27 protein-coding genes and 1 tRNA gene are annotated in these 26,747 nt (G+C 68.1%); 17 read left to right on the forward strand and 11 right to left on the reverse strand.

Translation table 11 applies throughout. The annotated features are described in order from the left end of the window. Positions 1 to 220: 220 nt before the first annotated feature. Both ACZK45_RS03550 and ACZK45_RS03555 read left to right on the forward strand, forming a co-directional pair. Positions 221 to 2,542, forward strand: a complete 2,322-nt coding sequence (locus tag ACZK45_RS03550) for a DUF1631 domain-containing protein (protein ID WP_049399982.1) — start codon at positions 221 to 223, stop codon at positions 2,540 to 2,542. 52 nt (positions 2,543 to 2,594) lie between these two features. Next, positions 2,595 to 3,674 carry an NAD(P) transhydrogenase subunit alpha gene (locus ACZK45_RS03555; protein WP_032130088.1) on the forward strand — a complete coding sequence of 360 codons (1,080 nt, stop codon included), beginning with the start codon at positions 2,595 to 2,597 and terminating at the stop codon, positions 3,672 to 3,674. A gap of 100 nt (positions 3,675 to 3,774) precedes the next feature. On the opposite strand, the gene ACZK45_RS03560 is transcribed toward ACZK45_RS03555, so the two are convergent. Genes ACZK45_RS03560 through ACZK45_RS03570 form a run of 3 tightly spaced genes read right to left on the reverse strand, consistent with a single transcriptional unit; the run spans position 3,775 to position 5,147 of the window. Next, on the reverse strand, positions 3,775 to 4,236 hold the full coding sequence (locus ACZK45_RS03560) for a DUF3106 domain-containing protein (protein WP_049463518.1): 462 nt from the start codon (positions 4,234 to 4,236) through the stop codon (positions 3,775 to 3,777). Between the two features lie 3 nt (positions 4,237 to 4,239). Continuing rightward, positions 4,240 to 4,566 (reverse strand): hypothetical protein, encoded by a 327-nt coding sequence (locus ACZK45_RS03565; protein WP_032130086.1) that lies wholly within the window; start codon positions 4,564 to 4,566, stop codon positions 4,240 to 4,242. Further along, complete coding sequence (locus ACZK45_RS03570; RefSeq protein WP_164080377.1) at positions 4,563 to 5,147, reverse strand: RNA polymerase sigma factor; 585 nt, start codon at positions 5,145 to 5,147, stop codon at positions 4,563 to 4,565. Before ACZK45_RS03570 ends, ACZK45_RS03565 begins: the two co-directional genes overlap by 4 nt. Before the next feature lie 98 nt (positions 5,148 to 5,245). Here ACZK45_RS03570 and ACZK45_RS03575 point away from each other — a divergent pair, with 98 nt between their 5' ends. Both ACZK45_RS03575 and ACZK45_RS03580 read left to right on the forward strand, forming a co-directional pair. Further along, positions 5,246 to 5,566, forward strand: coding sequence for an NAD(P) transhydrogenase subunit alpha part 2 (locus ACZK45_RS03575; protein ID WP_005408173.1), 321 nt, complete (start codon positions 5,246 to 5,248; stop codon positions 5,564 to 5,566). Further along, positions 5,563 to 7,023: an NAD(P)(+) transhydrogenase (Re/Si-specific) subunit beta gene (locus ACZK45_RS03580; protein WP_032130084.1), complete on the forward strand. Its 1,461-nt coding sequence runs from the start codon at positions 5,563 to 5,565 to the stop codon at positions 7,021 to 7,023. The genes ACZK45_RS03575 and ACZK45_RS03580 overlap by 4 nt, the downstream gene beginning before the upstream one ends. 79 nt (positions 7,024 to 7,102) lie before the next feature. Here the strand turns inward: ACZK45_RS03580 and ACZK45_RS03585 are convergent, their stop codons facing one another. After that, a complete protein-coding gene (locus tag ACZK45_RS03585; protein WP_100437932.1) occupies positions 7,103 to 7,522 on the reverse strand; it encodes a hypothetical protein in 420 nt (139 codons plus the stop codon). Between the two features lie 122 nt (positions 7,523 to 7,644). On the opposite strand from ACZK45_RS03585, the gene sufT reads away from it, so the two are divergent. The 6 genes from sufT (at position 7,645) to ACZK45_RS03615 (ending at position 13,655) form a co-directional block, all read left to right on the forward strand. After that, entirely contained in the window at positions 7,645 to 8,196 is a 552-nt protein-coding gene (sufT, locus tag ACZK45_RS03590) for a putative Fe-S cluster assembly protein SufT (RefSeq protein WP_005415385.1), read from the forward strand. 59 nt (positions 8,197 to 8,255) lie between these two features. Further along, positions 8,256 to 9,350: a branched-chain amino acid aminotransferase gene (locus tag ACZK45_RS03595; RefSeq protein ID WP_049463521.1), complete on the forward strand. Its 1,095-nt coding sequence runs from the start codon at positions 8,256 to 8,258 to the stop codon at positions 9,348 to 9,350. Between the two features lie 174 nt (positions 9,351 to 9,524). Further along, on the forward strand, positions 9,525 to 10,181 hold the full coding sequence (locus ACZK45_RS03600) for a hypothetical protein (protein WP_049399977.1): 657 nt from the start codon (positions 9,525 to 9,527) through the stop codon (positions 10,179 to 10,181). Continuing rightward, complete coding sequence (locus ACZK45_RS03605; protein WP_012510131.1) at positions 10,178 to 10,513, forward strand: transcriptional regulator; 336 nt, start codon at positions 10,178 to 10,180, stop codon at positions 10,511 to 10,513. Before ACZK45_RS03600 ends, ACZK45_RS03605 begins: the two co-directional genes overlap by 4 nt. Before the next feature lies 1 nt (position 10,514). Next, positions 10,515 to 11,537: a M23 family metallopeptidase gene (locus ACZK45_RS03610; RefSeq protein ID WP_478445461.1), complete on the forward strand. Its 1,023-nt coding sequence runs from the start codon at positions 10,515 to 10,517 to the stop codon at positions 11,535 to 11,537. A gap of 378 nt (positions 11,538 to 11,915) precedes the next feature. Beyond that, on the forward strand, positions 11,916 to 13,655 hold the full coding sequence (locus tag ACZK45_RS03615) for a S8 family peptidase (protein WP_004144921.1): 1,740 nt from the start codon (positions 11,916 to 11,918) through the stop codon (positions 13,653 to 13,655). Between the two features lie 120 nt (positions 13,656 to 13,775). Here the strand turns inward: ACZK45_RS03615 and ACZK45_RS03620 are convergent, their stop codons facing one another. The 3 genes from ACZK45_RS03620 to wrbA form a co-directional block, all read right to left on the reverse strand. Further along, positions 13,776 to 14,261, reverse strand: a complete 486-nt coding sequence (locus ACZK45_RS03620) for an asparaginase domain-containing protein (protein ID WP_032130424.1) — start codon at positions 14,259 to 14,261, stop codon at positions 13,776 to 13,778. A 79-nt stretch (positions 14,262 to 14,340) separates the two neighbouring features. Beyond that, the gene (locus ACZK45_RS03625; protein ID WP_049422884.1) at positions 14,341 to 14,676 is read right to left on the reverse strand and encodes a DUF2069 domain-containing protein; all 336 of its coding nucleotides are present in this window, start codon (positions 14,674 to 14,676) and stop codon (positions 14,341 to 14,343) included. Then, positions 14,673 to 15,266, reverse strand: a complete 594-nt coding sequence (gene wrbA, locus ACZK45_RS03630; RefSeq protein WP_012510135.1) for an NAD(P)H:quinone oxidoreductase — start codon at positions 15,264 to 15,266, stop codon at positions 14,673 to 14,675. Before wrbA ends, ACZK45_RS03625 begins: the two co-directional genes overlap by 4 nt. A 77-nt stretch (positions 15,267 to 15,343) precedes the next feature. Here wrbA and ACZK45_RS03635 point away from each other — a divergent pair, with 77 nt between their 5' ends. Beyond that, complete coding sequence (locus ACZK45_RS03635; protein ID WP_032130426.1) at positions 15,344 to 16,618, forward strand: YihY family inner membrane protein; 1,275 nt, start codon at positions 15,344 to 15,346, stop codon at positions 16,616 to 16,618. Then, positions 16,615 to 17,184, forward strand: a complete 570-nt coding sequence (locus tag ACZK45_RS03640) for a TlpA family protein disulfide reductase (protein WP_478445462.1) — start codon at positions 16,615 to 16,617, stop codon at positions 17,182 to 17,184. Before ACZK45_RS03635 ends, ACZK45_RS03640 begins: the two co-directional genes overlap by 4 nt. A gap of 216 nt (positions 17,185 to 17,400) precedes the next feature. On the opposite strand, the gene ppk2 is transcribed toward ACZK45_RS03640, so the two are convergent. From ppk2 to hemA, 4 genes are read right to left on the reverse strand one after another with little or no spacing between them, the layout of a single operon-like run. Beyond that, complete coding sequence (ppk2, locus tag ACZK45_RS03645; RefSeq protein ID WP_032130438.1) at positions 17,401 to 18,183, reverse strand: polyphosphate kinase 2; 783 nt, start codon at positions 18,181 to 18,183, stop codon at positions 17,401 to 17,403. Between the two features lie 46 nt (positions 18,184 to 18,229). After that, complete coding sequence (locus ACZK45_RS03650; protein WP_478445463.1) at positions 18,230 to 19,936, reverse strand: O-linked N-acetylglucosamine transferase, SPINDLY family protein; 1,707 nt, start codon at positions 19,934 to 19,936, stop codon at positions 18,230 to 18,232. 5 nt (positions 19,937 to 19,941) lie between these two features. Next, on the reverse strand, positions 19,942 to 21,024 hold the full coding sequence (gene prfA, locus ACZK45_RS03655; protein ID WP_010481754.1) for a peptide chain release factor 1: 1,083 nt from the start codon (positions 21,022 to 21,024) through the stop codon (positions 19,942 to 19,944). Next, complete coding sequence (gene hemA, locus ACZK45_RS03660) at positions 21,002 to 22,285, reverse strand: glutamyl-tRNA reductase (RefSeq protein ID WP_285303435.1); 1,284 nt, start codon at positions 22,283 to 22,285, stop codon at positions 21,002 to 21,004. The genes prfA and hemA overlap by 23 nt, the downstream gene beginning before the upstream one ends. A gap of 63 nt (positions 22,286 to 22,348) precedes the next feature. Here hemA and ACZK45_RS03665 point away from each other — a divergent pair, with 63 nt between their 5' ends. From ACZK45_RS03665 to ACZK45_RS03685, 5 genes are all read left to right on the forward strand, one after another. Further along, positions 22,349 to 24,034, forward strand: coding sequence for a tetratricopeptide repeat protein (locus ACZK45_RS03665; RefSeq protein WP_183080233.1), 1,686 nt, complete (start codon positions 22,349 to 22,351; stop codon positions 24,032 to 24,034). Beyond that, on the forward strand, positions 24,031 to 24,690 hold the full coding sequence (lolB, locus tag ACZK45_RS03670) for a lipoprotein insertase outer membrane protein LolB (protein ID WP_478445464.1): 660 nt from the start codon (positions 24,031 to 24,033) through the stop codon (positions 24,688 to 24,690). Before ACZK45_RS03665 ends, lolB begins: the two co-directional genes overlap by 4 nt. Next, positions 24,687 to 25,556 (forward strand): 4-(cytidine 5'-diphospho)-2-C-methyl-D-erythritol kinase, encoded by an 870-nt coding sequence (ispE, locus tag ACZK45_RS03675; RefSeq protein WP_049462699.1) that lies wholly within the window; start codon positions 24,687 to 24,689, stop codon positions 25,554 to 25,556. Before lolB ends, ispE begins: the two co-directional genes overlap by 4 nt. Positions 25,557 to 25,567: 11 nt before the next feature. Continuing rightward, positions 25,568 to 25,644, forward strand: a tRNA-Gln gene (locus ACZK45_RS03680). 139 nt (positions 25,645 to 25,783) lie between these two features. Then, complete coding sequence (locus ACZK45_RS03685; protein ID WP_005415400.1) at positions 25,784 to 26,743, forward strand: ribose-phosphate diphosphokinase; 960 nt, start codon at positions 25,784 to 25,786, stop codon at positions 26,741 to 26,743. The last annotated feature ends 4 nt before the right edge of the window (positions 26,744 to 26,747 follow it).

Raw genomic sequence — 26,747 nt, forward strand, 5'->3', positions numbered from 1 at the left:
GGCGGGAAAGGGACGACCGCTTCCTCTCGCCTCGTGGGCCTCGCACGGCTTACGATATCTATCTTGCCGGGCCGCCGGTCATGAGGTTTGAAGTGAGGACTGTTTCACTGTCCGTGACGGGCTGGCCGGCCTACCATCGACGTACCGGCACATGGGGTGTGCCGGCCGTCGCGATGTCCATGCTGTCTGTCGTACCAGAGAAGGTGGGGAGCCTTCCCGAATGATGAGCGCGCCCACACCGATGGGATCGCCGGGCCGTGACCCGGTCCAGCTTCAGCGTGCCCGGGACATGGTCCTGCCGGCGCTGTGCCAGGCGTTCGGGGCCGCACTGGCGCGTTTCGACGATGCACTGTTCGACCGCGCCGGCAATGCTGGCTCGTCGCAGCTGCTGTTCCTGGATGCGATGCGCGAGCTGCGCCGTCGCCGTGAGGACATCGCCGCCGCCTTCGCCGGCCACCTGCAGCGGGCCTGGGATGCACTGGCCAGTGGCGAGCCGTTGTCGGCCGAAGCCACCCTGTCCGGGCCGGCCGAGGATGGCCTGAGCCTGCTGGCTGAACATGTACTGGAATCGCGGCTGGCGGTGCGCAATTTCGCCACCGTGCTGCTGCGTGACTTCAAGCCGGTGCTGGCGCGGCTGGACCGCCGCCTCGGCCGCCTGATCGGCGGCGCCGAGCTGGATGCCGATCACAACCCGGTCAGCCCCGAACATCTGGGCGTGGCCATCCATGAGGCCTTTGCCGGCTGCGAACTGGCGCCGGAAGTGCACCTGGTGCTGATAAAGCTGTGCGAGCGCGACCTGCGCGCGCCGGTGGGCCGCATCTACGAGAAGCTGGACGAGCAGCTGGCCGCCGCTGGCGTGATGTCGCAGATGGGGGCGCCGCGGCGTCCATTGTCGGCCGCGCCCGACCCGCGCATGGCGCCCGGGTCGGACGATCTGGTCGAGCCGCGCCACGCGGCGGGCTTCGAATCCGAATTCACCGATGATGAACAGGCCGCGCCGGCCTGGGCACAGCGCTTCGCTGCGCGCTGGTCCGAGCGCCGTGGCCACATGCAGCAGCACCTCGGGAGCGAGGATGCCGGCAACGGCGAGGCGTATGCCGGCCAGCAGGGAATGCTGCTGGAGGCCCTGCATGAGCTGCTGCAGCAGACCCGTCATGTCCGCGAGGACGCCACCTCGGCAGCGCAGGTCGCGGTTGGCCAGCACCGCCCGTTGAGCCAGCGCGAGATGATGTCGGTGCTGTCGCTGCTGCAGGCCACGCCCAGCGCCACCCTGCGTGCGGCCATCGGCGAGGACGGCGAATCACTGGCGCAGCGGCTGAAGAGTGAAGTGCTGTCCAGCGCCACCCGTCTCGGCGTCGATCCTGGCCAGACCCGGCTGGACCCGCAGGACGAAGATGCGATCGATCTGGTCGGCATGCTGTTCGACGTGATGCTGGACGAACGCGAGCTGGAGGGCCGTTCGCGCGAGTTGATCGGCCGCCTGGTGGTGCCCTTCGTCAAGGTGGCGATGCTCGACCGCCGCATGTTCGTGCAGAAGACCCACCCGGCACGCAAGCTGCTCAACTCGCTGGCCGAGGCCTGCGAAGGCAACACTGGCGAAAGCCAGGCCGAGCGGATGCTGATGGCCAAGGTCGAGGAGATCATCGAGCGCCTGGTGGCCGAGTTCAACGAGAACCTGGCGATCTTCCTGACCCTGGAAGAAGAATTCCGCGAATTCCTCGTGCAGCACCGCCGCCGCGTGGAAATCGCCGAGCGCCGCGCCGCCGAAACGCAGCGCGGCCAGGAGAAGCTGGAAATGGCCCGCAGCCGGGCGGGTGCCGAACTGGATCGCCGCATCGGCGATGCCACCCTGCCGCCGGCCATCGCCGAGTTCCTGCGCCAGCCGTGGCAGCACCACCTGACCCTGGCGCTGCTGCGCGAGGGCGAGGAGGGCGCGTCGGTGGCCGAGGCACTGAGCCTGGCTGACGGCCTGCTGGAGGAAGTGGCCGAGGCCCGCCGCCAGATCGTCGGCAAGCCGTGGCTGCAGGCCTGGCAGCCGGTGCTGGCCAAGGTATTTGCCAGTGTCGGCGTGCACGGCGATGCCGCCACCGGTGCCATCGACGCCCTGCACGACACCCTGCAGGGCATTGCGGAATCGCGACCGGAACTGCAGCGCGCGTTGCCGGAGCTGCCGCAGGTTGCCTTGCCGGCGCCGCCGGTGGCTGAGTCGCCAGCGGTGGAGCTCGGCGGGCAGATCGACGCCGACGATTTCGACAACGCCGACGCCGACCGCTTCCGCCGTATGGAAATCGGCAACTGGCTGGACTTCGTCGACAAGGACGGCAAGGTGCAGGCCGGCAAGCTGTCCTGGGTCAGCCCGATTTCCTCGCGCCTGCTGTTTGTCAACCGCCGCGGCGTGCGCTTCTGCGTGGCCTCGCCGGAAGAACTGGCGGTGATGGTGCGGCTGGGCCGCCTGCGCGCCCACGTCGACGATGGCGCCTTCGACAGCGCGATGCAGGGTGTGATCGATCGGCTGGACCCGGGCAGCGCAACACTGCACTGAGCCGTGGCCGCCTGCTAGGATCGGGAAAACTCACCGATCAGCGGGGACCTGCATGGCCGTGGCGTTGCTGGGGATCAAGGAGACCGCGCCGGGCGAACGGCGCGTGGCGTTGACGCCGGAAACCGCGCGCAAGCTCGGTGCCTTGGGCATCACTGTCTGGTATGAGGCCGGCGCCGGTCTGGCGGCGGGATTTACCGATGCTGCCTATGACGACGCCGGTGCACGTGTGTTCGATGTAGGTCGCTGGGCCGAGATCGATATCCTGCTGTGCGTGCAGGCACCGCCGGTGGCGGTGCTGGAGCAGCTCAAGCCCACTGCCAGCGTGGTCGGCCTGCTGACCCCGGCCAGCGATCCGGCGCTTGCGGCATTGGCCGCTGGCGACCGCCTGCACCTGTTCCCACTGCAGCAGCTGCCGCGCACCACCCGCGCGCAGGCGATGGATGTACTCAGCTCGCAGGCCGGCATGGCCGGTTACAAGGCGGCACTGATCGCGGCCGAGCGTGCGCCGCGTTTCTTCCCGATGCTGACCACCGCCGCCGGTACCGTGCGCCCGGCCAAGGTGCTGGTGATCGGTGCCGGTGTGGCCGGTCTGCAGGCCATCGCCACCGCGCGTCGTCTCGGTGCACAGGTGGAAGGTTTCGACGTGCGCCCGGAAACCCGCGAGCAGATCCAGTCGCTGGGCGCGCGCTTCCTTGATCTTGGTGTGAGTGCAGCCGGTGAAGGCGGCTATGCGCGTGCGTTGACCGATGAGGAACGCGCCGAGCAGCAGCGCCGGCTGGCCGACCACCTGCGCAGCGTGGATGTGGTGATCTGCACGGCAGCGGTACCGGGGCGACCGGCGCCGACGATCGTGACTGCCGCGATGGTGGAAGGCATGGCCACCGGCAGCGTCATTGTCGATCTGGCGGCAGAGAGCGGCGGCAACTGCGCACTGACCCAGCCGGGGCAGTGCATCGAACATCAGGGCGTGACCATCGATGGCCCGCTTGGCCTGGCCAGCCGCGGCGCGACCCAGGCCAGCGAGATGTACGCGCGCAACCTGCTCAACTTCGTCGCCTTGTTCGTGCGCGAAGGGGAGCTCAGTTTCGACTGGGACGACGAGTTGCTGGCGAAGACACGCTGGCAGGCGTGAGCCGGTAGCGCCGGTTGCCTTCCCGGTAGATCCACGCCATGCGTGGAGGAACGGCCCAGCGTGCGGACCAGGGTCCGCACCCACCCTGCGGATGCCGGCGTTACCGCGGCTTCGCCGGCGGCGGGTTGTCGCGCACCCAGTCCTTGCGTTGTTCCGGCGTCATCTGCGACCAGCGCTCGCGCAGGGCGTCGCGCTGTTCCGGCGGCATGTTCCGCATCTGACCGAACAGGGCCCGGGCCTGCTCACGCTGTTCCGGGTTCATGTGCTCGAAGCGGCGCAGGCCACGGCGGGCCTTGTCGCGCTCCTCCGGGCTCATCGATTGCCAGCGCTGGCCATGCGAAAGCATGCGCTGGCGCTGGCCGGCATCGGCGCTGTTCCAGCGGTCGCGCAGCGGCGCCAGCAGGGATTCGCGCTGCGCTTCGCTCAGGTGTTCCCACGCCGGCAGCGGTGCGGCCGGCGCAGGGCGTGCGGCAGGGGCGGGCGCGGCGCTCTGCGCCAGTGCCGGGAAGGCCGGCAGCAGCAACAGGGTCATCAGCAGGGGCAGGGTGTGCAGTCGGGACATGATTCACTCCATCGCCAGGTCGGTATCGCCCAGCCACAGGTACAGATCGGGATTTTCGTCGTAGAGCGCGCTGTTGTCTTCCGCCGAGGCAAGCACAGGTGCCGGCGCAGGGCCCGTCAGGGTGCCGTGGCCGGTGAACTGCAGGCCGATACCCAGTGCCACCACCAGTGAACAGGCACTGGCCAGCCACCAGCGCCAGCGCCCGCGATGGGCGGCCGTGGCGCCGTGGCGAGCCTGGCGCAGCCGGGCCAGCGTTGCCGGCGACAGCGCGTGCAGCGACTGCGCGTGCAGGCTGCGCAGGGTGTCATCGGAAGGCAGGGAGCGGTTCACGGGTGGGTCTCCAGATAATCCTGCAGCGCCTGGCGGGCGCGTGCCAGATGGGTTTTTACCGCGCCTTCGCTGCAGCCCATGGCGCGGGCGGTGGTGGCCCCGTCCAGGTCCTGCAGCACGCGCAGGGTGAAGGCCTCGCGCTGGCGGGCGGGCAGGCGGCGCAACGCGTCCACCAGCCGTTGGTACTGCTGGCGCTGTTCGTGCGCCTGTGCCGGGTCCGGGCCGGGGTCGGCCCAGTCGATCTCGCCGCCGTCGGCGTCCTGGTTGTCGCGCCAGAACGGCAGTCGGAAGCGGCGCCGGCGCTGCACGTCGATCACGCGCCGGCGCAGGATGCTCCAGAACAGCGGGGCCCATTCGGCAGCCGGCTTGTCGGCGTAGTCCAGCATGCGCAGCAGCGCGTCCTGCACCGCGTCCATGGCGTCTTCGCGCTGGCGCAGGCCGGCCTCGGCGAAGCGGAACGCGCGCGGGCCAACACTGGCCAGGAACGCCTCCAGCGACGCCGGCAGGGCATCGGTCTCGGCGCTCGGGGGGACGGGGCTGCTCACCAGCACAGGGTACGGTTCCTCGCTCGGGGTCACCATCGACAACGCGTGAGCGCGGCTTCGGTTGACGCCGGGCGCGCACCGGGTTCAGCCCATGGTTATGATGGGACGACGAAGACAGAGCAGGAGCGTTGCCGGTGAGTGACGGGTTCGTAGCGCTGTACATCTTCATGCTGGCAGCCATCGCCGGCCACGTGATCATTTCGCGGGTGCCGGTGATCCTGCATACCCCGCTGATGTCGGGCTCCAACTTCATCCACGGCATCGTGCTGATCGGTGCAATGGTGGTGCTGGGGCACGCGCAGACACCGCTGGAGAAAGCCCTGGGCTTCCTCGCCGTGGTGCTTGGTGCTGGCAACGCCGCCGGTGGCTACGTGGTCACCGCGCGCATGCTGGAAATGTTCAAGCCGAGCGCGCCCAAGGGCGGCAAGGACGAGCCGAAGGAGCCGCAGGCTTGAACATCAGCACCGTCGAACTGCTCGATTGGCTGGTCAAGGCCAGCTACCTCGTCGCCGCCACGCTGTTCCTGCTGGGCCTGCAGCGCATGGCCTCGCCGCTGACCGCGCGCAGCGGCATCCGCTGGGCCGGGCTGGGCATGCTGCTGGCCACGGTGGCGACGTTCTTCCTGCCCGAACTGCATAACGTGCCGCTGATCCTGGTGGCGCTGCTGCTTGGCGCGGGCCTGGCCTGGTGGTCGGCCGGCAAGGTTGCCATCACCGACATGCCGCAGATGGTGGCGCTGTACAACGGCATGGGCGGCGGCTCGGCCGCGGCCATCGGTGCAGTGGAACTGCTGCGCTACGCCTTCCTCGCCAACCGTGATACCAGCCACTGGAGCGCACAGGCGCTGGCCGACCTCGCTGCCCGCCAACCCTCGGGCATGGTGCTGCTGCTGGCGGTGGTCGGCGCGGCCATCGGTGCGGTGTCGCTGTCCGGCTCGGTGATTGCCTGGGCCAAGCTCGATGGCCGCCTGGACAAGCGGGTGACCTGGCCGGGCCAGCAGGTGATGAACCTGCTGGTGGCACTGGCGGTGGTGGTGCTGGCGATCATCGCGGCCAGCACGCTCAACACCTGGGCGATCGTCGCGTTCTTCGTGCTGGCACTGGCACTGGGCGTGCTGATGACGCTGCCGATCGGTGGCGCCGACATGCCGGTGGTGATCTCGCTGTACAACGCGTTCACCGGCCTGGCGGTGTCGTTCGAAGGCTATGTGCTGGGCAACGAGGCGCTGATCATCGCCGGCATGATGGTCGGCGCGGCGGGCATCCTGCTGACCCGGCTGATGGCCAAGGCGATGAACCGGCCGATCCGCAACGTGTTGTTCTCCAACTTCGGCGGCGGCGCCGGCGGCGAAGCGCAGGCGATCACTGGCGCGCAGAAGCCGATTGAAGCGTCGGACGTCGCGGCGATGATGGCCTACGCCGAACGCGTGGTGATCGTGCCCGGCTACGGCATGGCGGTGGCGCAGGCCCAGCACAAGATCTGGGAGCTGGCACAGCGGTTGGGCCAGCGCGGGGTGAAGGTGAAGTTCGCGATCCACCCGGTGGCTGGGCGCATGCCTGGGCACATGAACGTGCTGCTGGCCGAAGCGGGTGTGCCCTACGACCTGATCGCCGACATGGACGACATCAACCCGGAATTTGCCAACACCGATGTGGTGCTGGTGATCGGTGCCAACGACGTGGTCAATCCGGTGGCACGTACCGACCCGGCCAGCCCGATCTACGGCATGCCGGTGCTGGATGTGGTCAACGCGCGCAACGTGGTGGTGATCAAGCGCGGCAAGGGCACCGGTTTTGCCGGCATCGAGAATGCGCTGTTCTACGCCGACAACACCCGCATGCTGTACGGCGATGGTGCGGAAGCGGCGGCCTCGCTGGTGAGCGAACTGAAGGCGCTCGACGGCGGGCATTGAGCGGCGGTTGCATCGGGTAGGTGCGGACCTTGGTCCGCACGCTTCTGCCGGCCAGCGGCCGGCACTACCTACCGGTGGGTCAGCGCGCCAGCCAGGCGCCCACGGCCACGCCCAGGGCCAGCCACAGCCATTCCATCGCGCCATTGGCGAGGGTGATCAGGGTCCAGGCCAGGTGCGGGCCCATCCGCAGGGTGGCGTCCCACAGGTCCAGCCCGATCGAGCCGCCCATCCACGCGCTGGCGATGGCCCAGTTGGCCACGGCCGCCACCAGCACGGTGCCCAGCACGACCAGGGCGATGCGCAGCCGGCCCGGGCCCAGCGTGCCCATGCGCAGCATGAACACCAGTTCCAGGGCGGTCAGTACCGCCATCCAGCCGACCTGCCGGCCGGTCATCAGCGCCAGCATCATCCAGGCGAGGGGAGCAACAAGCAGACCCAGCAACAGCATGATGGGCCAGAGCCAGGTCACGGTCCTGGCACGCGCGGCATTGGAGGACATCGAAGCTCCCTGAAGATCACCCACAGGATACTGTGGTTTGCCGCAGTGCACCGGCGACGGCAGGGCGGCTGGGCTAGAATGCCGTCTTGCGTGGCCTTGGCCACGGCCCCATATCGGTCCCCATGTATTCCCGTAGCAGCGAACCTGTCCACTTCGAACGCGATTGCGAGGCCGTGATGGTCCCGCAGGGCGACACCGTGACCCTGCCCGCCGGCAGCTATGGGTACATCACCCAGGCGCTGGGCGGCAGTTATTCGGTGTTCGTCGAGGGCAACCTGTTCCGCATCGCCGGCAAGGACGGCGACGCCATCGGCAAGGAGGCACCGGCACCGCTCGAGCTGCCGGCTGACGCCACCGATGAACAGGTGGAACAGCTGGTGTGGCAGCAGCTGCGCACCTGCTTCGATCCGGAAATTCCGGTGAACATCGTCGAACTGGGCCTGGTCTACGAGGTCGAGATCAAGCACCTGGACGAAGGCAAGCGCGAGATCGACGTGAAGATGACCCTGACCGCACCGGGCTGCGGCATGGGCGAGATCCTGGTCGACGACGTGCGCAGCAAGCTCGAAATGATTCCGACGGTGGCCGAGGCCGACGTCGACCTGGTGTTCGACCCGCCGTGGAACCAGCACATGATGTCCGAGGCGGCCCGGCTCGAGACCGGCATGCTTTGACCCACGGCCCGCAGTGACGCGGGCCGGGCATTACCCGCAACCAGAACAGGAAATCTCCGGTGTCCCAGTCCATTCCCAGCTTCGCCGTCACCCGTTCGGACCACCCGCGCAGCGCTGAAGAGCGCGCCCAGATCCTGGAGAAGCCGGGTTTCGGCCTGCACTTCACCGACCACATGGTGGAAGTGCGCTGGGACAAGGACACCGGCTGGCACAACGCCAACGTGCGCGCCTATGGCCCGCTGCAGCTGGACCCGGCCGCGGCCGTGCTGCACTACGGCCAGGAAATCTTCGAGGGCATCAAGGCCTACCGCCATGCCGACGGTTCGATCTGGACCTTCCGCCCGGATGCCAACGGCCGTCGCCTGCAGCGTTCGGCGCAGCGCCTGGCGCTGCCGGAACTGCCGGTGGAGATCTTCGTTGAATCGCTGAAGCAGTTGATCGCCGTCGACAGCGCCTGGGTGCCGTCGGCCGATGAGTCGAGCCTGTACTTCCGTCCGTTCATGATCGGCGACGAAGCTTTCCTCGGCGTGCGCGGCGCGCACAAGGCCGGCTACTACGTGATCGCCAGCCCGGCCGGCCCGTACTTCGCCAAGGGCGTCGCCCCGGTGTCGATCTGGCTGTCCACCGAATACGCACGTGCAGCCAAGGGCGGCACCGGTGCCGCCAAGTGCGGTGGCAACTACGCGGCTTCGCTGCTGCCGCAGCAGAAGGCACAGGCACAGGGCTGCTCGCAGGTGCTGTTCCTCGACCCGGTCGAAGGCAAGTACCTGGAAGAACTGGGTGGCATGAATGTGTTCCTGGTCTACAAGGACGGCACGCTGGTTACCCCGCAGCTGTCCGGCAGCATCCTCGAAGGCATCACCCGCGAGAGCATCCTGCAGCTGGCCCGCGACCGCGGCATGAAGGTCGAAGAGCGCAAGGTCAGCATCGACGAGTGGAAGGACGGCGTTGCCTCCGGCGAGATCACCGAAGTGTTCGCCTGCGGCACCGCGGCGGTGGTCACCCCGATCGGCCAGCTGAAGGGCGAGGGCTTCTCGGTGGGCGACATCAACGCACCGGCCGGCGAAGTGACCATGTCGCTGCGCAAGGAACTGACCGACATCCAGTACGGCCGCCTGCCGGACCGCCACAACTGGCTGGTCAAGCTGGGCTGATCGCCCGCGTTGAACCGGTAGCGCCGGGCCATGCCCGGCGGTTCTTCTTGAAAGCCCGTCCCAGTGACGGGCTTTCTGCGTTGTGGGCCCGCCCGGCGACCGCAGCAGACGGGCGCTTGACGCAAATAGGTTTGCACTGCAAACTAAATTCAAGCGACCCCGATGGAGCGTGTCATGCAGCAGCCGTCCGTCATTGATCCTTCCTCGCGCCTGCAGGCGCTGACCCGTGAATATTCGCGGTACTCGCGAAGTGCCGGGGGCCTGTCGGCGATGGCAGGCGGCATTGCCTGCCTGGCCTCGTTCCTTGCCGGCGCGCTGCTGCCGACCACCCTGGCGCTGCGCATCGTGCTGATTGCCGTGCCGGTGCTGTGGATCGTCGGCAAGCAATGGCTGGCACGCCGTTACTACCAGCGGCTGGGCCAGGTCGAGGAGCAGGTCACGCCGGTCGAGCGCAATTTCCAGCGCTTCTTCATTGCCTTCACCGCGCTGGTAAGCGTGCTGGTGATCGGCAGCGTGCTGACCCGGCTGGCGCCGATGGGCGAGCTGCCCTGGGACCTGCGCGCCATCGGTTACCTGGCCGTGGTAGCGCTGCTGCCCTGGGTGGTGTGGCGCTGGCTGCGTACACCGCTGGAGTTCATCGTGGGCGTGTTCCTGTTGTGCCAGGCCGCGCTGGCCTTCACCGGGCAGGCGTATGGCTTCGGCCCGAGCACGGCGGTGTTCCCGCTGGCATCCATCGCACTGATCGTGGTCGGCTGGCGTGACCACCAGCGCTTCCAGCGGCTGCAGGTAGAGATGCGCGCGTTCATGGCGGCGCGGACGAACGCCGAATGACCCAGCTGCCTGACTCCAGAGCGCTGCTCCAGCTCGACCGCTTGATCCACGAGCCGGCACGCCTGCTGATCCTGTCGATCCTGGCAGGTGCCGAATCCGCCGAGTTCGGTTTTGTCGAACATCTCAGCGGGTTGAGCAAGGGCAACCTGTCCAGCCATCTGAGCAAGCTGGAGGCTGCTGGACTGGTCGCCATCGACAAGTCGTTCCGCGGCAAGCGCCCATTGACCACCCTGCAGTTGACGCCGATGGGCCGCACTGCCCTGGCCGAGTACCGCACGCAGCTGGCGGCGATCGTTGCCGGCATTCCCGATCCGGATCGAAAGGACGCCTGACATGACATTGCTCCCGCGCCTGTTTGCAGTTCTGGTTGTTTCCTTCTCTGCCCTCATCGGCGCGGCTGCGGCTGCAGATCCGCGCCAACAGGGAGCTGCGCTGACCACGCAGTTCTACGAAGGGCACATCGACGCACTGTGGGAACGGATGACGCCGCAGATGCAGGCGGGGCTGCAGTCCCCGCAGAACCTGGTGGCGCTGCGCGAGCAGGTGCTGGCGGGCTGGGGCGCAGAAACCGAGCTGGTCAGTGAGAAGGTCGAGAAGGTTGATGGATTCGACACCTATCTGCGGCAGGCGCGCTTCGCCAGGAGCCCGGACCTGATCCAGGTGCTGTGGGCCATCGATGCCGACGGGCGGATTGGCGGCTTCTACATCCGCCCGCTACAGACCACGCCGCCGCAGGCCGCAGCGAGCGGGTTCCTCGACTACCAGACCCGCACACGGCTGCAACTGCCGTTCGACGATGAGTACTTCGTGTTCTGGGGCGGGCGCAGTGTCGAACAGAACTACCATGCGGCGCATGCCGGCCAGCGCTTCGCGCTGGATCTGCTGGTGGTCCGCGATGGCCGGTCGCACCGTGGCGATGGCCTGCGCAACGATGATTACTACTGCTTCGGTCGCCCGATCCTCGCGCCCGCCGACGGCACGGTGGTGGAGGTGATCGAGGGTGTCGCCGACAACGTGCCGGGCCAGATGAATGCCGCCCAGCTCACCGGCAACCGCGTCATCCTCGACCACGGCAACGAGGAATACTCGGTGCTGGCGCACCTGCGCCAGGGCAGTGTGCGTGTGGCGCAGGGACAGGCTGTCCGCAGCGGCGCGCACCTCGGTGACTGTGGCAACAGCGGCAACTCCTCCGAGCCGCACCTGCACTACCAGCTGCAGGCCGGGCCCGTGTTCGGTGTCGGCGAAGCGCTGCCAGCACAGTTCTCCGATTACGTGGCCGATGGCCAGCCGGTTGCACGCGGCGAGCCGGTCAAAGGTCAGCGGATCCGGCCGGCGCGCCTTCCGCAGGCAAAGTAGTCAGCGCGTCCGACGCGATGGGCAGGCACGCCGCGGGCACGCTGCGCCGTCGTTGGTGTCAGCAGTGGACGCCGATGTCGGCAAAGTCATCGCAGGACACGTGATGACCCAGTCAGGTGCGTGCAGGGCAGGAGAAAGTTCCTTCACCTTCACAAACCCTCGACCCGAAAAGTCTCAGAACGAACATTTCATCTTGCTGAAAAGACGCTGAAAATCTTGTGGTGTCCGGTTTTGGTCATTAGCGTCATCTGCACGGCGGATCGTTAGGGGGATCCGCTGACTCGCCGGACTTCGAACCTCGCCAATGCAAGCCAGCCCAGGGTTCGGGCCGGTGCTTCTGCCGATTCCGGCATTCACACCACAAGAAAGGGAAATACGATGTCCCAGGTAACGCAACCGCGTGTGCGTCGAGTGTGGGTGGTCCTTGGTGCGTCCGTTCTGTCATCGCTGCTGCTGGCCACGCCTGCGCTGGCCGGTGATGTCCAGCTCAGCGGCCTGCAGTCCGCACAGACCCACCAGCGTTTCATCGTGAAGTACCGCGACGGCAGCGCGCCGGTGGCCAACACCACCGCACTGGCCTCTTCGCTGAAGAGCGCCGCCGCCGGCCTGGCCAGCAGCCAGGGCCGCGCGCTGGGCCTGCAGCAGGTCCGCAAGCTGGCCGTCGGCCCGACCCTGGTCAAGACCGATCGTCCGCTCGACCAGGCCGAATCCGAGCAGCTGATGCGCAAGCTGGCCGCCGACCCGAACGTGGAGTACGTTGAAGTCGACCAGATCATGCGTGCCACGCTGACCCCGAACGACACCCGCTTCAGCGAGCAATGGGGCTTCGGCACCTCCAATGCCGGCATCAACATCCGGCCGGCCTGGGACAAGGCCACCGGCACCGGTGTGGTCGTGGCGGTGATCGACACCGGCATCACCAATCACGCCGACCTCAATGCCAACATCCTGCCGGGCTACGACTTCATCAGTGATGCGGCGATGGCGCGCGACGGCAACGGCCGCGACAACAACCCGAACGATGAGGGCGACTGGTACGGCGACAACGAGTGCCAGGCGGGCTACCCGGGTTCGAACTCCAGCTGGCACGGTACCCACGTGGCCGGCACGGTAGCGGCGGTGACCAACAACAGCACCGGCGTGGCAGGTACTGCGTTCAACGCCAAGGTCGTGCCGGTGCGCGTGCTCGGCAAGTGCGGCGGTTACACCTCCGACATTGCCGACGCGATCGTGTGGGCGTCCGGCGGCAGCGTCAGCGGCGTGCCGGCCAATGCCAATCCGGCCGAGGTCATCAACCTCTCGCTGGGCGGCGGCGGCAGCTGCTCGACCACCTACCAGAACGCGATCAATGGCGCTGTCGGGCGTGGCACCACCGTGGTGGTCGCCGCCGGCAACAGCAACACCAACGTGTCCTCGTCGGTGCCGGCCAACTGCCCGAACGTGATCGCAGTGGCGGCCACCACCTCGGCCGGTGCGCGTGCCAGCTTCTCCAACTATGGCAACGGCATCGACATCTCGGCACCGGGCCAGGGCATCCTGTCCACCCTCAACAGCGGCACCACCACCCCGGGCAGTGCCAGCTACGCTTCGTACAACGGCACCTCGATGGCGGCACCGCACGTGGCCGGCGTAGTCGCGCTGATGCAGTCCGTAGCCCCGAGCCCGCTGAGCCCGGCGCAGGTGGAGAGCATCATCAAGAGCACTGCACGTCCGCTGCCGGGCGCCTGCTCGGGTGGCTGCGGCGCCGGCATCATCGACGCCGACGCGGCCGTGGCTGCGGCGATCAACGGCGGCGGCCCGAACCCGGGTGGCAACGTCCTGCAGAACAACGTTCCGGTCACCGGCCTCGGCGCTGCCAGCGGCGCTTCGCTGAGTTACACCGTGAACGTTCCGGCCGGCAGCACCCAGCTGCGCGTGGCGATCAGTGGCGGCAGCGGTGATGCCGACCTGTACGTGCGCCAGGGCAGTGCCCCGACCGATACCGCCTACACCTGCCGCCCGTACCTGAGCGGCAACAGCGAGACCTGCACCATCAACAGTCCGGCTGCCGGCACGTGGTATGTGCGGGTGAAGGCCTACAGCACCTTCTCGGGCCTGACTCTCAACGCCCAGTACTGAGCCCAAGCCCCTCTCCATGGGCACGCCCCGGCTCCGGCCGGGGCGTTTTTGCATGGGGACGCGTGGTGATACGAGCCGCCGCGTCGTGGTAGGTGCCGACCTTGGTCGGCACGCTGTTCCTCAGACCGATTCGAAGCGGTTCGCGGCCACGTTCTTGCGCACGTGCTGCGGGTCGAAAATCCGCCCGTTCATCGCGATGTACACGCCGCTCGGCAGCGACTGCACCGCACCGATCGCGCAGCCGATGTTGAACTCCGCATCCGAGCCGCGGAAACGCGCCGGGCTCAGCGCGCCGGTCATCACGATGGTCTTGTCCGGGATCGTCGCCAGCACCTGGCCGGTCTGCACCATCGAATCGGTGCCGTGGGTCACCAGCACGTGGCGGGTCGGCTGCGCGGCGATGGTGGCGCGGATCAGTTCGCGGTCCTCATCGTTGATGTGCAGCGAATCCTTGCGCAGGATCGGAATCACGTTGAAGCGGAACGTCACGCCCAGCTCGCGCAGGATCATGCCGATCTGGGGGTCGCCGATCTGGTAGTCCGACTTGTCGTCGAAGTAGATCTTGTCGATCGTGCCACCGGTGGTGACGACCAGGAGCTCTTCCATCATGTGCATGCGCGAAACCAGGACAGGTACAGCGGCGCGGGGCCAGGAACACAGATGATACGGCCCGGCGGGCGCAGCGTCAGCGTCGCTTGCCGAAGCGGGCGCGCAGCCCCGGCAGGCTGGCGCTGAAGATCACCAGCAGGGCCAGCGCGATCTCGATCAGCGCCAGCCAGCGTGTTTCCGGGTGGCTCCAGGCACTCATCACCCCGTGGCTGAACCAGCCCAGGGCCAGCACCGAGGCCCAGAAACCGGCCTTGCGCCAGCCCAGTCGCAGGGCAACGGCCAACGCCAGCGGCGGCGCGGTGAACACCAGCTGGGTGGCCAGCCAGTGCTTGTCATTGATGAACCAGCCGGCGAACAGCGCGGCCAGCCCCATCAGGGCCAGCAGCAGGGCCGTGCGCGGTGCGGCGCTCATCGGGCCAACCGCTGCGCGATGTCGGCCACCCGGCGGCCCAGCGCGCGCGCCAGCACGGCTTCATCGTCGGTCGGCTGCGGGTCGTCGGCGGCGCCGGCGACGTGGCTGGCGCCATACGGCGTGCCGCCACTGGTGGTGTGACTCAGCGCCGGTTCGGTGAACGGGATGCCGACGATCACGCAGCCATGGTGCAGCAACGGCACCTGCATCGACAGCAGGGTCGATTCCTGGCCGCCATGCATCGAGGCGGTGGAGGTGAATACGCCGGCCGGCTTGCCGGAGAGAGTGCCGTTGACCCATTCGGCGCCGAGCCCGTCCAGGAAATGCTTGACCGGCGCCGCCATGTTGCCGAAGCGGGTCGGGCTGCCAAGCAGCAGGCCCTGGCATTCGACCAGGTCCTGCACGCTCACGTAGGGGGCACCATCGTCGGGGACCGGAGGTTGTGCGGTCTGGGTCACGGCGGCCACCGGCGGCACTGTGCGCAGGCGCGCGGTCATGCCCGGCACTTCGCCGATGCCCCGCGCGATCTGGCGCGCCAGCCGTGCCACTGAACCGCCCCGGCTGTAGTACAGCACCAGAATCTCGCCCATCGTGCCCGCTTCTCCTCGTCGTGTGGTCACCAGTATGGCTATCCTGCGAGCATTCCGCATCGGGTACCCTTTCGCCGATGGAACCTTTGGATACGCTCAACCTGTGGATGGAGCGCGCGCGGGATCGCGCACGCGCCATCAGCTTCGGCCGCTTCCTGTGGCATCGCTTCCTCGACGACCGCCTGTTCCAGGCGGCGGCGGCGCTCGCGTACACCACGGTGTTCGCCCTGGTGCCGCTGGCCATCGTGGTGTTCGGCGTGCTCTCGGCCTTCCCTGTCTTCGACCGCTGGAGCGACCAGCTCAGCGATTACGTCTTCTCCAACTTCGTGCCCAACGCCGCGCGTGCGGCCGAAGGCTACCTGCGGCAGTTCTCGGCCAGTGCCGGCCAGCTCACGGCTGCCGGCTTCATCGCACTGGTGGTCTCGTTGCTGATCACCCTCAACAGCGTTGAAGAGACCTTCAACCAGATCTGGCGGGTCGGCTCGACCCGGCCCAAGCTGACCCGCTTCCTGGTCTACTGGACCGTGCTGACCCTGGGCGCAATGCTCGCTGCCGCTTCGCTGGCGGTGTCGGCGCGGGTGTTCGCGATGCCACTGTTCGGCACCCAGGAGGGCCGCTGGCTGGCCGAGTTCGCGCTGCGGCTGGCGCCGATCCTGATCGAGTTCGTCTGCATCACGCTGATGTTCCGGGTGGTGCCGCACCACACCGTGAAATGGCGGCACGCGGTGCCCGGCGCGATTCTCGCGGCGGTCATCCTGGAACTGGTGAAGTGGGGCATCGGCGCCTACCTGGGCAGCTTCCAGTCCTACCAGAAGCTCTACGGCACGGTCGCCTTCGTGCCGATCCTGCTGCTGTGGATCTACCTGTGCTGGGTGGCGGTGCTGCTGGGCGCGTCGCTGTCCTCGTCGATGGCCGCCTTCCGCTACCAGCCGGTGGAACTGCGCCTGCCGCAGGGCTACGAGTTCTATGGCCTGCTGCGCCTGCTCGGCCGCTTCCACCATGCCCGAGCCAAGGGCAAGGGCCTGGCCGATGATGAAATCCTGCGGCTGGAGCCGATGCTGACCGATTCGCTGCTGCAGGACCTGGCCTGCAACCTGCAGGAGATCGGCCTGCTGCGCCGCGATGAACGTGGCGAATGGCTGCTCTCGCGCGACCTGGACCAGGTCAGCCTGGCCGATCTGTACGAATGTACCCAGTTGCGCATTCCGGTAGCCGAGCAGCATCTGCCATACCGCGACGACACACTGGGCCGTGCTGCGCTGGCGGCACTGGACGATCTGCGACTGCCCCTGCGCGAACGCCTCAAGCGCAAGGTCAGCGATATCTACACCGATTCCGGAGACATGCCATGACCCGCAAGACCCCGTTGCTGCTCCCGCTGGCCCTGTTGCTGGCGCTGTCGGCCTGCAAACCGGCCCAGGAGCCGACCCCCGCCAGCAGCCAGCCGCCAGCACAGGCACCGACGCCGACCACACCGGCACCGGTCGAAGAGACCCCGGCCGAGCGCACCACTGCCGAGTTCCCGACGCTGAGGATGAAGGCGGTGGATGGCAGCGACTACGACCTGGCCGCGCACCGCGGCAAGTGGGTGATCGTGAATTTCTGGGCGACCTGGTGTGCCCCGTGCCGCAAGGAGATGCCGGAGCTGTCGGCGCTGCATGCGATGCGTAGCAACATCGAGGTGGTTGGCTTGGCCTATGAGGATATCGAGGTGCCGGAGATGCAGTCGTTCCTGACCAAGCACCCGGTGACCTATCCGATCGTGATCGTGGACCCGTTCGATCCGCCGGCGGACTTCGCCACGCCGCGAGGCCTGCCGTTGACGCATCTGCTGGATCCGCAGGGCAAGCTGGCGCACACCTTCCTCGGCCCAGTGACGGCCGCCGACATCGAAAAGCAGATCGCCAGCGTAAAGTAGTGGGTTGGTCGGCAGGGCCTGCGGCCCTGCACCCGTGGAGGCCAGAGCAACAGCAACGGCAACAGCCGAAGCAAAGGCGGGTCTCCTGAGGGATGGCGGGGTGGGGCCGGTTGCGGCGTCCCCGCACTCCGACACCGCCCCACCACCCCACGGAATACCCGCTGTTGCTGTTGCTCTGGCCTCTGCAGGTGCAGGGCGCAGCCCTGCCGACCCACCCTAATCTTCGACCGGGAACTCCTCGATCGGCTTCAGTACATCGTAGTGCTCGCGATGCAGCTTGCCCTTCAGCTTCGGCAGCTCCGGCAACGGCGCATCCACCCGCGTGTCCGGCAACCGGTCCAGCAGGTTGCGCACCAGCGTCAGCCGGCCCAACCGCTGGTCGTTGAAATCCACCAGCGTCCACGGTGCCGCCTCGCGATGCGTCGCGCGCAGCATCGCCTCGCGGGCCTCGGTGTAGGCGCTGTACTTGCTGCGGGATTTCAGGTCCACCGGGGAGAGCTTCCAGCCCTTCAGCGGATCGAGGTGGCGCTCGGCGAAGCGTTTTTCCTGCTGTTCCTGATCCACGCACAGCCAGTACTTGAACAGCAGGATGCCGTCGTCCACCAGCAGTTGCTCGAATACCGGCGCCTGATGCAGGAACTGCTGGTACTCGGTTTCGCTGCAGTAGCCCATCACCCGCTCCACGCCGGCACGGTTGTACCAGCTGCGGTCCATCAGCACGATCTCGCCGGCGGCCGGAAGGTGCGAGGCGTAGCGCTGGAAATACCACTGCGTGGCTTCGCGGTCGGTCGGCTTGGGCAGTGCCACCACCCGGCATTGACGCGGGTTGAGGTGCTGGCTGATGGCCTGGATCGCGCCGCCTTTGCCTGCGGTATCTCGGCCTTCGAACAGCACCAGCAGGCGTTGCCCGCTGTGCTGCACCCAGCGCGCCATCGCGGTCAGTTCCAGCTGCAGCGGCAGCAGCAATTCGTCGTAGTCCTTGCGCTTGAGCTTGGCCATCATCACACCACGCGGGGAGGGAGCCCGAGCGTAGCGCAGGGATCGCTCAGGCGATGTCGAGGCCCTGCCAGCCATGCTCGCCGGCCAGTCGCTGCAGCAGCGCCGACAGGTCGCGGGCGAAGCTGGCCATGTCGAACAATCCACTGCGCTCGCGTGCCTGCGCCAGCTCGGCGTGCAACGCTGCCAGTGCTGCCGGGTCGTTGCCCAGCACGCTGGCGGTGGCGATGAATGCCGCATCGTCGGCGACATTCATCCGTGCCAGCCCCAGATGGTGATTGAGGCTGCCGGCCACGCGCGCGGCGAAGGTGTCGCCCGGGCAGGTCAGTACCGGGCAGCCGGCCCACAGCGCATCGGAGGCGGTGGTGTGTGCGTTGTACGGATGCGTGTCGAGGAACAGGTCGGCCAGCGGATAGCGAGCCAGGTACTGCGGATGTGGCAGCTTGGCCATGAACACCAGGCGGGCCGGGTCCAGGCCGGCAGCCTGCGCGGCGGTGCGCAGGCGGGCGTCGGCCTGGCCGGGGCCGGACAGCAGCCACAGCACGCTGCCGGGCACCGCCTGCAGCACCGCGAAGGCGCGGCCCATGCTGCGTGGATTGAGCTTGTAGCTGTTGTTGAAGCAGCAGAACACCACGCCCTGTTCGGGCAGGCCGCACTCGGCCCGGGACGGTGCCGGTTCGAGCAAGCGGGTGTTGTCCGAGGGCTGGAACGCACGCGACAGGCGCAGTACGCGCTCGCTGTAGTGGGCTTCCAGTGACGGCGGCAGAACGAAGCTGTCGCCGATCACCGCATCCATCCACGGCGCACCGGACGTGCCGGGATAGGCCAGCCAGTTCAACTGCAGCGGGGCAGGGCGCATCGCCAGCACTTCCGGCGTACCGCCGCCGCCCCAGCCGCGCAGGTCGAACAGCAGGTCGATGCCCTGTGCGCGGATGCGTGCAGCAGTGTCTGCATGGCGCAGCGCGGCCACATCATGCAGCTGCGTGGCCACCTGCAGGCGCTGGCGGATGCGGCTGCCGTCATCGTGGTTCAACGCGAACAGGTGCAGCTGCAACGCCGGGTCACGACGCAACTGCTCGAACAGGGCCACGGTCAACAATCCGGTGGGATGGGCGCCGAAACCATTGGAAAGGAAGCCGACCCGCAGCGGGCCCTGGGAACGCACCTTCACTGGCGGCAACGGCCGCACTGAAGTGGCAACGGCGGATGCACGGGCACGCGCGCAGGCCAACTGCTCGGCTGCGCTGGCATCTTCGCTGAGGAACGCGAACGGTTCGACCACGCCCTGCCCAGAGGCAAGTGCACCACGTACCTGTGCCGCCAGCGCGTCCACGTCCTGCCAGTCGCACAGGCGACGCTGCCAGGCCAGGCGCTGGGCGGCGATATAGGGTTCGCCCGGCATCAGTGCATGCGCACGGCGATAGGCTGCCGCCGCGCCTTCGGCATCATCGGCATCTTCCAGCGCATGGCCCAGCCACAGGGCAATGCCCGGGTGCTGCGGGGCCAACGCCGAGGCCTGGCCGAGCAGTTTCGCCGCATCGGCATGCGCGCCGGCCATCCAGGCCACGCGGCCCAGCCGCGCCAGCGCTTCAGGGTGGTTCGGGCGCAGCTGCAGTGCACGGCGCGCGGCCTGCTCGCCGGCGGCGATGTCGCCGGCTTCCAGTTCCAGGTCCGCCAGCATCACCCAGGCGACGAAGTCGCCCGGCTGGCGTGCAATCGCCTGTTGCAGGTGCTGCCGCTGCTGCCAGGCCGACATGCGACTCAGCCCGCCGACAACTGGGCCAGGGCGTCGACCTGGTGCTCGTGGCTGAGCCGCTGCAGCAGCGGGTCGAGGTCGCCGGCCAGCACGTTGGGCAGGTCGTACAGGGTCAGGCCTTCCACGCGATGGTCGGTGATCCGGCCCTGCGGGAAGTTGTAGGTGCGGATGCGCTGGCTGCGGTCACCGCTGCCCACCTGCAGGCGCCGCGACTCGGCCTGCGCCGCGTCCTGGCGCTGGCGCTCGGCATCGAGCAGCTGTGCCTTCAGGCGCTTCATCGCCTTGTCGCGGTTGGCGTGCTGGCTGCGCTCGGTCTGGCATTCCACCACCACGCCGGTCGGCACGTGGGTGATGCGGATGGCCGATTCGGTCTTGTTGACGTGCTGGCCGCCGGCACCGGACGAACGGAACGTATCCACCTTCAGGTCGGCCGGGTTGATGACGATGTCATCGACCTCATCGGCCTCGGGAATGATCGCCACGGTGGCCGCCGAGGTATGGATGCGGCCCTGCGATTCGGTGGCCGGCACGCGCTGCACGCGGTGCGTGCCCGATTCGAACTTCAGGCGCGAGAACGCGCCACGCCCGACCACGCGCGCCACCACTTCCTTGTAGCCGCCATGCTCGCCCGGGCTGTCCGATTCGATCTCGACCTTCCAGCCCTGGCGCTCGGCGTAGCGGGCGTACATGCGGAACAGGTCGCCGGCAAAGATCGCGGCCTCGTCGCCGCCGGTACCGGCGCGCACTTCCAGGAACAGGTTGCCTTCGTCACGCGGGTCGCGCGGCACCAGCAGCAGCGCCAGCTCCTGCTCCAGTTCCTGCAGGCGCGCCTGTGCAGCAGCGATTTCCTCATCGGCCAGCTCGCGCAGGTCCGGGTCGGCGCGCATGCCTTCGGCGGCGGCCAGATCGGCCTTGGCACGGGCTTCATCGGCCAGGGCGATGGCGATCGGTTCAAGTTGGGCGAATTCGCGCGAAAGGTCGCGGAAACGAGTGTTGTCGGCGACCACATCGGGTTCGGCGAGCAGGCGTTCCAGTTCTTCGCGGCGCTCGGCCAGCGCTTCCAGCTTACGGCGCAGGGTCGGCGTCATCGGGTCTCACGGGTGGGTGGCGGTAACCCGGCGTGGCCGGGAACAGGCGCTCGGCGGCGCGGGTCAGGTCAGCATCGCCACTCAGCGCGGCCGCGCGCAGCGCAGCAGTGGGCGGGTGCAGGAGTCGATTGGTCAGGCCGTGGGCCAGCAGTTCCAGCACTTCGTCGGCCGGCTTGCCGTTGGCCAGCTGCTGTCGCGCGCGCTCCAGCAGTTCGGTGCGGGTGGCTTCGCCGAACGCGCGCAGCTGCCGCAGCGGCGCCTGATGGGCGCTGGCCTGCTGGGTCTCGACGAAGCGCGACACCTGCAGGTCGATGATCGCCTCGGCTTCGGCGGCGGCCTCGCGACGGCCACGGCGGTTGTCTTCCACCGCGCGTTCCAGGTCATCAACGGTGTAGAGGAAGGCGTCGTTGAGCGTGCCGACCTCGGCCTCGATGTCGCGCGGTACGGCCAGGTCGAACAGCAGCATCGGCTTGTGCCGGCGCGCGCGCAGGGCCTTGGCCACCATTTCGCGATGGATCACCGGTTCGCGCGCAGCGGTGGCCGAGAACACCACGTCGGCCTCACCCAGGTGGCGGTCCAGTTCGGTCAGCGGCAGCGCCACGCCACCATGTCGGCTGGCCAGTTCCTGCGCGTGGGCGAGGGTGCGGTTGGCGATCAGCAGCCGGCGTACCTTGCCTTCGCTCAGGTGCCGTGCAGCCAGTTCGATGGTCTCGCCGGCACCGACCAGCAGTACGGTGGAATCGTCCAGCCGCGCGAACGCGTTCTGCGCCAGGCGCACCGCAGCCGACGCCACCGATACCGGGTTGGCGCCGACCTGGGTATCGGTGCGCGCACGCTTGGCCACCGAGAAGGTCTGCTGGAACAGGCGGTCCAGGCGTTGGCCGAGCAGGCCATGGTCGCGCGCGGTCGACCAGGCATCTTTCACCTGGCCGAGGATCTGCGGTTCACCCAGCACCATCGAGTCCAGCCCGGTGGCGACCCGGAACAGGTGGCGCACGGCCTCGGCGTCGGCGTGCTGGTACAGGTAGCCCTGCAGGTCGCCGGCCTGGGTGTGCAGCCACTGGTCCAGCGCCTGTGCCGAATCGGCCACGGCGTACAGCTCGGTGCGGTTGCAGGTGGACAGCAGCACCGCCTCGGCGATCTGCGGAGTATCGCGCAGCGAACCGAGCGCGCGCGGCAACGCCTCACCGGCGAAGGCCGCGCGTTCGCGCAGCTCCACCGGTGCGGTCTGGTGATTCAGTCCGAGCACCCACAGGGTCATTGTTCAGTTGCTTGCGATAAGCTGCTGGCCATTGGACGACATTTTAAGGCCCCGATGCCGACGATGCCCGCATTGATTCGCATCCCCAGTGTTCTGCTGCTGTCCCTGGCGTGCAGCCAGGCCCTGGCGGCGGTGCCGGCCAAGGCCCCCGTGCGGGCCGCGGCCACTGAGGAACTGGCGCTGGAACCGGTGATGGCCGGTGAGTTCGCCCTGCAGGCCGGCAAGCTGGCCGAGGCCGCGCGCTGGTACCTGCAGGCGGCCCAGCAGACCGACGGCGACGCCGGCCTGGCCGAGCGCGCGACCCGCATTTCCATGCTCGCCAACGATGATGCCAGCGCGGCCAAGGGCCTGGCACTGTGGCAGCAGCGCGCCCCGCGCTCGTTGACCATGCGCAGTGCGGCCGGTGCGCTGGCCATGCGCCAGGGCGATGTGAAGGCTGCCCGCACCGAACTGCAGGGCCTGCTGGCCGACCCCGACGAGCGCGGCTGGAAGTTCGCCCTGGCCGCACTGATCGGTGGCGGCCGTGATCCGGCGGTGCCCGCGCAGGTGCTGGGTGAGCTGGTCGACGCCAATGCCATTCCGCCGAAGATTGAAGCCTGGCAGGAGTTTGGCCGCCTTGCCCTGCGCATGGAAAAGCCCGAGCTGGCCCGGCGCATGATCGATGAAGTGGTCAAGCGCTTCCCGGAAGAGCCACGTGTGGCGCTGCTGCGTGCCAGCCAGCTGCAACAGGCGGGCGAGACCGGCAAGGCGTTGTCGCTGCTGCACGATGTGGAGCCGAAGACCCGCCAGGACCCGGAGCTGCGCAATGCGGTGGCCATTGCCTATGACAGTCTCGGCCAGCCGTCCGCCGCCGAGCGCGTGCTGGCGTTCGGCCCGCAGGACGTGCAGACCTGGGGCATGCGCGCCTCGCTGCTGGCCAAGCAGGGCGACAAGGCCGCGCTGTCCAATCTCTACAACGAACTGTCGCGGCAGGCGGCCAAGCCGGACCCGGCGCAGCGCCTGCTGCTGGGCAAGATCGCCGAGTACCTGAAGCGTTATCCCGAGGCAGTGCAGTGGTACCACAGCGTGCCCGGTGGCGATGAGCTGAGCGAAGCGCGCCTGCGCGCAGCCAATGCCCAGGCCCTGGCCGGGCGCCTGCCGCTGGCGCTGGAAGAAGTGCATGCGATCCAGTCCGATGCGGTGGTCGACGACGACGTGCGTCGCGACGCCTACCTGCTGGAAGCCGAACTGCGCCAGCGCGCCGACGACAGCGCCGGTGAACTGGATGCGCTGGCCCGCGGCCTGGCCGCTTACCCGGATGACAACGGCCTGCTGTACGCCCGTGCGCTCACCTGGGAACGCCGCGACGATATCCCGCGCGCCGAGGCGGATCTGCGCAAGATCCTGGTGACCGAACCGGAGAACGTTCCGGCTTTGAACGCGCTGGGTTACACCCTGGCCGACCGCACCGGCCGCCTGCAGGAAGCACTGGAGCTGATCGACCGCGCCCGCGTGGCCGAACCGGACAACGCCGCCATCGTCGACAGCTACGGCTGGGTGCTGTATCGCCTGGGCCGCAAGGAAGAGGCACTGGTGCAGCTGCGCCGGGCCTGGACCCTGGCCAAGGACCCGGAGATCGCTTCGCACGTTGGCGAAGTGCTGTGGGTGCTGGGCAAGCACGATGAGGCCCGTCATTTCTTCGAGGAAGCGGCCAAGCTCGACCCTGAAAACCGCGCGCTGCTGCGCGCCCGCGAGAAATTCAATCCATGAGTGTTTCCCTGATCCGGCCGCTGCTGTTGGCGGCCGCGACCCTGGCGGTCAGCGCCTGCACCAGCGTGGGCACGCAGAAGACCCCGGCGCCGGCGGTGGTCGAGATCGTTTCGGCCGAAGCGGCGCAGGCCGAGGCCGCACGCGTGGCCGCGCTGCAGGCACAGCCGGACTGGGCCTTCCAGGGCCGGGTCGCGGTCAGCAAGGGCAAGGACGGTGGCAGCGGTCGCATCGACTGGAAGCAGGAAGGGCGCCGTTATGTGGTCGAGCTGAGCGCGCCGGTGACCCGGCAGAGCTGGAAGCTGACCGGCGATACCCATTCCGAAGCTGGCCGCCTGGAAGGGCTGGCCGGCGGTCCGCGCGATGGCGAGGACGCCCAGCAGCTGCTGCTGGAGGCGACGGGCTGGGACATTCCGGTCAACCAGCTGCCGGAGTGGATGCGTGGCCTGGTGGCCGGCGACGCCGCTGGCCCGGAGAAGGTCGAGCGCGACGGTGAAGGCCGGCCGCGTCGCATGCAGCATATGGGCTGGCAGGTGCAGTACCTGGACTGGTACCCGGCCGAGGCCGGGCACCCGGCGTTGCCGCGCCGGATCGAAGCCAGCAATGGCGACGCCAAGGTACGCCTGCTGGTGGACCAGTGGGGGCAGGGCGCGCCATGAGCGGGGCAGTCGACGACGCGGGCTGGTCCTGGTGGCCGGCCCCGGCCAAGCTGAACCTGTTCCTGCACATCACCGGCCGCCGCGCCGACGGTTACCACGAGCTGCAGACCGTGTTCCGGCTGCTGGACTGGGGCGACCGCATCGGCCTGCGCCTGCGTGAAGACGGCCAGGTGCGCCGGCAGGGCGAGGGGCTGGCTGGCGTCGCCGAGGCCGATGATCTGGCGGTGCGTGCCGCGCGATTGCTCAAAGAAGTGGCAAATGTCGCGCAAGGTGCGGACATCGTCGTTGAAAAGCATGTATCTGCCGGTGGCGGCTTCGGCGGCGGTTCGTCCGATGCCGCCACCGTGCTGGTGGTGCTGAACCGCCTGTGGCGGGCCGGTCTGGACGAGGACGCGCTTGCCGCGCTGGGCCTGCGCCTGGGGGCGGACGTGCCGGTGTTCGTGCGCGGGCGCAATGCCTGGGCCGAAGGGGTGGGCGAGCGCCTGCAGCCGATCGCGCTGGAACCGGCCTGGTATGTGGTGGTTGAACCGGGCGTTCATGTTCCCACCCCGGCCCTGTTCGCAGACCCGGATTTGACGCGCGACAGCCCAGTGGCGAAAATAGAGGACTTCGCTTCCGGAACCCTGGTCGGGAACGCGTTCGAACCGGTGCTGCGCCGCCGTGAGCCTGCCGTCGAGGCAGCGTTCGCAGCGTTGAGCGACATCGGCACGGCGCGGCTGACCGGTTCGGGAAGTGGTTGTTTCGTCGAGTTCGCATCGCAGTCTGCCGCAGAGCAGGGACGGTCGAAGTTGCCGAAGGAGTTGCGGGCAAGGGTGGCAGCGGGCGTTGCGCGTTCGCCACTGCTGGATGCACTCGAGCAACACTGATTTATCAATGCAGGGGCGTCGCCAAGAGGCCCAAGGCACCAGGTTTTGATCCTGGCATTCGTAGGTTCGAATCCTACCGCCCCTGCCAATAGCGGCTGTGTCCGCGCCTTCCAGCGCATCGCCTGCGCGGGACGTGGAAACAACCGCGGTGTTGTCAGCAGCAAGGGTCCATCGGGTCCTTGCCGACTCCGGATCCCCGCCACTCGTCCCCGCCCGAGACAATCATGATGCAAGAGTCCCCGAACCTGCTGGTCTTTTCCGGCAACGCCAACAAACGTCTGGCGCAGAACATCTGCAAGGAACTGGGGGTTCGCCCGGGCAAGGCGCTGGTCTCGCATTTCTCCGATGGTGAAGTGCAGGTGGAAATCGAAGAGAACGTCCGCAAGCAGGACGTGTTCGTGATCCAGCCGACCTGCGCGCCGAGCGCGGAAAACCTGATGGAACTGCTGGTGCTGATCGACGCGCTCAAGCGCGCATCGGTGGCCAGCGTGACCGCCGTGGTGCCGTACTTCGGCTACTCGCGCCAGGATCGCCGCATGCGTTCCTCGCGCGTGCCGATCACCGCCAAGCTGGCGGCGAAGATGTTCAGCACCGCTGGCGCTGATCGCGTGCTGACCGTCGACCTGCACGCCGACCAGATCCAGGGCTTCTTCGATATTCCGGTGGACAACGTGTATGCGTCCCCGCTGCTGCTGGCCGACATCTGGCGCGCCTACGGCACCGAGAACCTGATCGTTGTGTCGCCGGACGTGGGCGGCGTGGTCCGCGCCCGTGCGGTCGCCAAGCGCCTGGATGACGCCGATCTGGCGATCATCGACAAGCGCCGCCCGCGCGCCAACGTCTCCACCGTGATGAACATCATCGGTGACGTCGAAGGCAAGACCTGCGTGATGGTCGATGACATCGTCGATACCGCCGGCACCCTGTGCGCCGCTGCCGCTGCCCTGAAGGCGCGCGGTGCGCTCAAGGTCGCCGCCTACTGCACCCACGCGGTGCTGTCGGGCCCGGCGGTGGACAACATCACCAATTCCCAGCTCGACGAGCTGGTGGTGACCGACACCATCCCGCTGAAAGACGCAGCGCGGGTGTGCAGCAAGATCCGCCAGCTGAGCGTGGCGGAAATGCTGGCCGAAACGATGCGCCGCATCGCCTTCGGCGAGTCGGTCAGCTCGCTGTACGTCGACTGAGTTT

The organism is Stenotrophomonas sp. 63632_Sma (assembly GCF_056482875.1).

Coding starts and splice junctions, on each gene's coding strand:
- sufT (WP_005415385.1), top strand. CDS start 7,645: ATGTATTCCCGTAGCAGCGAACCTGTCCACTTCGAACGCGATTGCGAG.
- ACZK45_RS03585 (WP_100437932.1), bottom strand. CDS start 7,522: ATGTCCTCCAATGCCGCGCGTGCCAGGACCGTGACCTGGCTCTGGCCC.
- ACZK45_RS03685 (WP_005415400.1), top strand. CDS start 25,784: ATGCAAGAGTCCCCGAACCTGCTGGTCTTTTCCGGCAACGCCAACAAA.
- ACZK45_RS03610 (WP_478445461.1), top strand. CDS start 10,515: ATGACATTGCTCCCGCGCCTGTTTGCAGTTCTGGTTGTTTCCTTCTCT.
- prfA (WP_010481754.1), bottom strand. CDS start 21,024: ATGACGCCGACCCTGCGCCGTAAGCTGGAAGCGCTGGCCGAGCGCCGC.
- hemA (WP_285303435.1), bottom strand. CDS start 22,285: ATGACCCTGTGGGTGCTCGGACTGAATCACCAGACCGCACCGGTGGAG.
- ACZK45_RS03635 (WP_032130426.1), top strand. CDS start 15,344: ATGGAACCTTTGGATACGCTCAACCTGTGGATGGAGCGCGCGCGGGAT.
- ACZK45_RS03650 (WP_478445463.1), bottom strand. CDS start 19,936: ATGTCGGCCTGGCAGCAGCGGCAGCACCTGCAACAGGCGATTGCACGC.
- ACZK45_RS03570 (WP_164080377.1), bottom strand. CDS start 5,147: ATGGTGACCCCGAGCGAGGAACCGTACCCTGTGCTGGTGAGCAGCCCC.
- ACZK45_RS03605 (WP_012510131.1), top strand. CDS start 10,178: ATGACCCAGCTGCCTGACTCCAGAGCGCTGCTCCAGCTCGACCGCTTG.
- ACZK45_RS03615 (WP_004144921.1), top strand. CDS start 11,916: ATGTCCCAGGTAACGCAACCGCGTGTGCGTCGAGTGTGGGTGGTCCTT.
- lolB (WP_478445464.1), top strand. CDS start 24,031: ATGAGTGTTTCCCTGATCCGGCCGCTGCTGTTGGCGGCCGCGACCCTG.
- ACZK45_RS03600 (WP_049399977.1), top strand. CDS start 9,525: ATGCAGCAGCCGTCCGTCATTGATCCTTCCTCGCGCCTGCAGGCGCTG.
- wrbA (WP_012510135.1), bottom strand. CDS start 15,266: ATGGGCGAGATTCTGGTGCTGTACTACAGCCGGGGCGGTTCAGTGGCA.
- ispE (WP_049462699.1), top strand. CDS start 24,687: ATGAGCGGGGCAGTCGACGACGCGGGCTGGTCCTGGTGGCCGGCCCCG.
- ACZK45_RS03620 (WP_032130424.1), bottom strand. CDS start 14,261: ATGGAAGAGCTCCTGGTCGTCACCACCGGTGGCACGATCGACAAGATC.
- ppk2 (WP_032130438.1), bottom strand. CDS start 18,183: ATGGCCAAGCTCAAGCGCAAGGACTACGACGAATTGCTGCTGCCGCTG.
- ACZK45_RS03560 (WP_049463518.1), bottom strand. CDS start 4,236: ATGTCCCGACTGCACACCCTGCCCCTGCTGATGACCCTGTTGCTGCTG.
- ACZK45_RS03550 (WP_049399982.1), top strand. CDS start 221: ATGATGAGCGCGCCCACACCGATGGGATCGCCGGGCCGTGACCCGGTC.
- ACZK45_RS03625 (WP_049422884.1), bottom strand. CDS start 14,676: ATGAGCGCCGCACCGCGCACGGCCCTGCTGCTGGCCCTGATGGGGCTG.
- ACZK45_RS03555 (WP_032130088.1), top strand. CDS start 2,595: ATGGCCGTGGCGTTGCTGGGGATCAAGGAGACCGCGCCGGGCGAACGG.
- ACZK45_RS03640 (WP_478445462.1), top strand. CDS start 16,615: ATGACCCGCAAGACCCCGTTGCTGCTCCCGCTGGCCCTGTTGCTGGCG.
- ACZK45_RS03665 (WP_183080233.1), top strand. CDS start 22,349: ATGCCCGCATTGATTCGCATCCCCAGTGTTCTGCTGCTGTCCCTGGCG.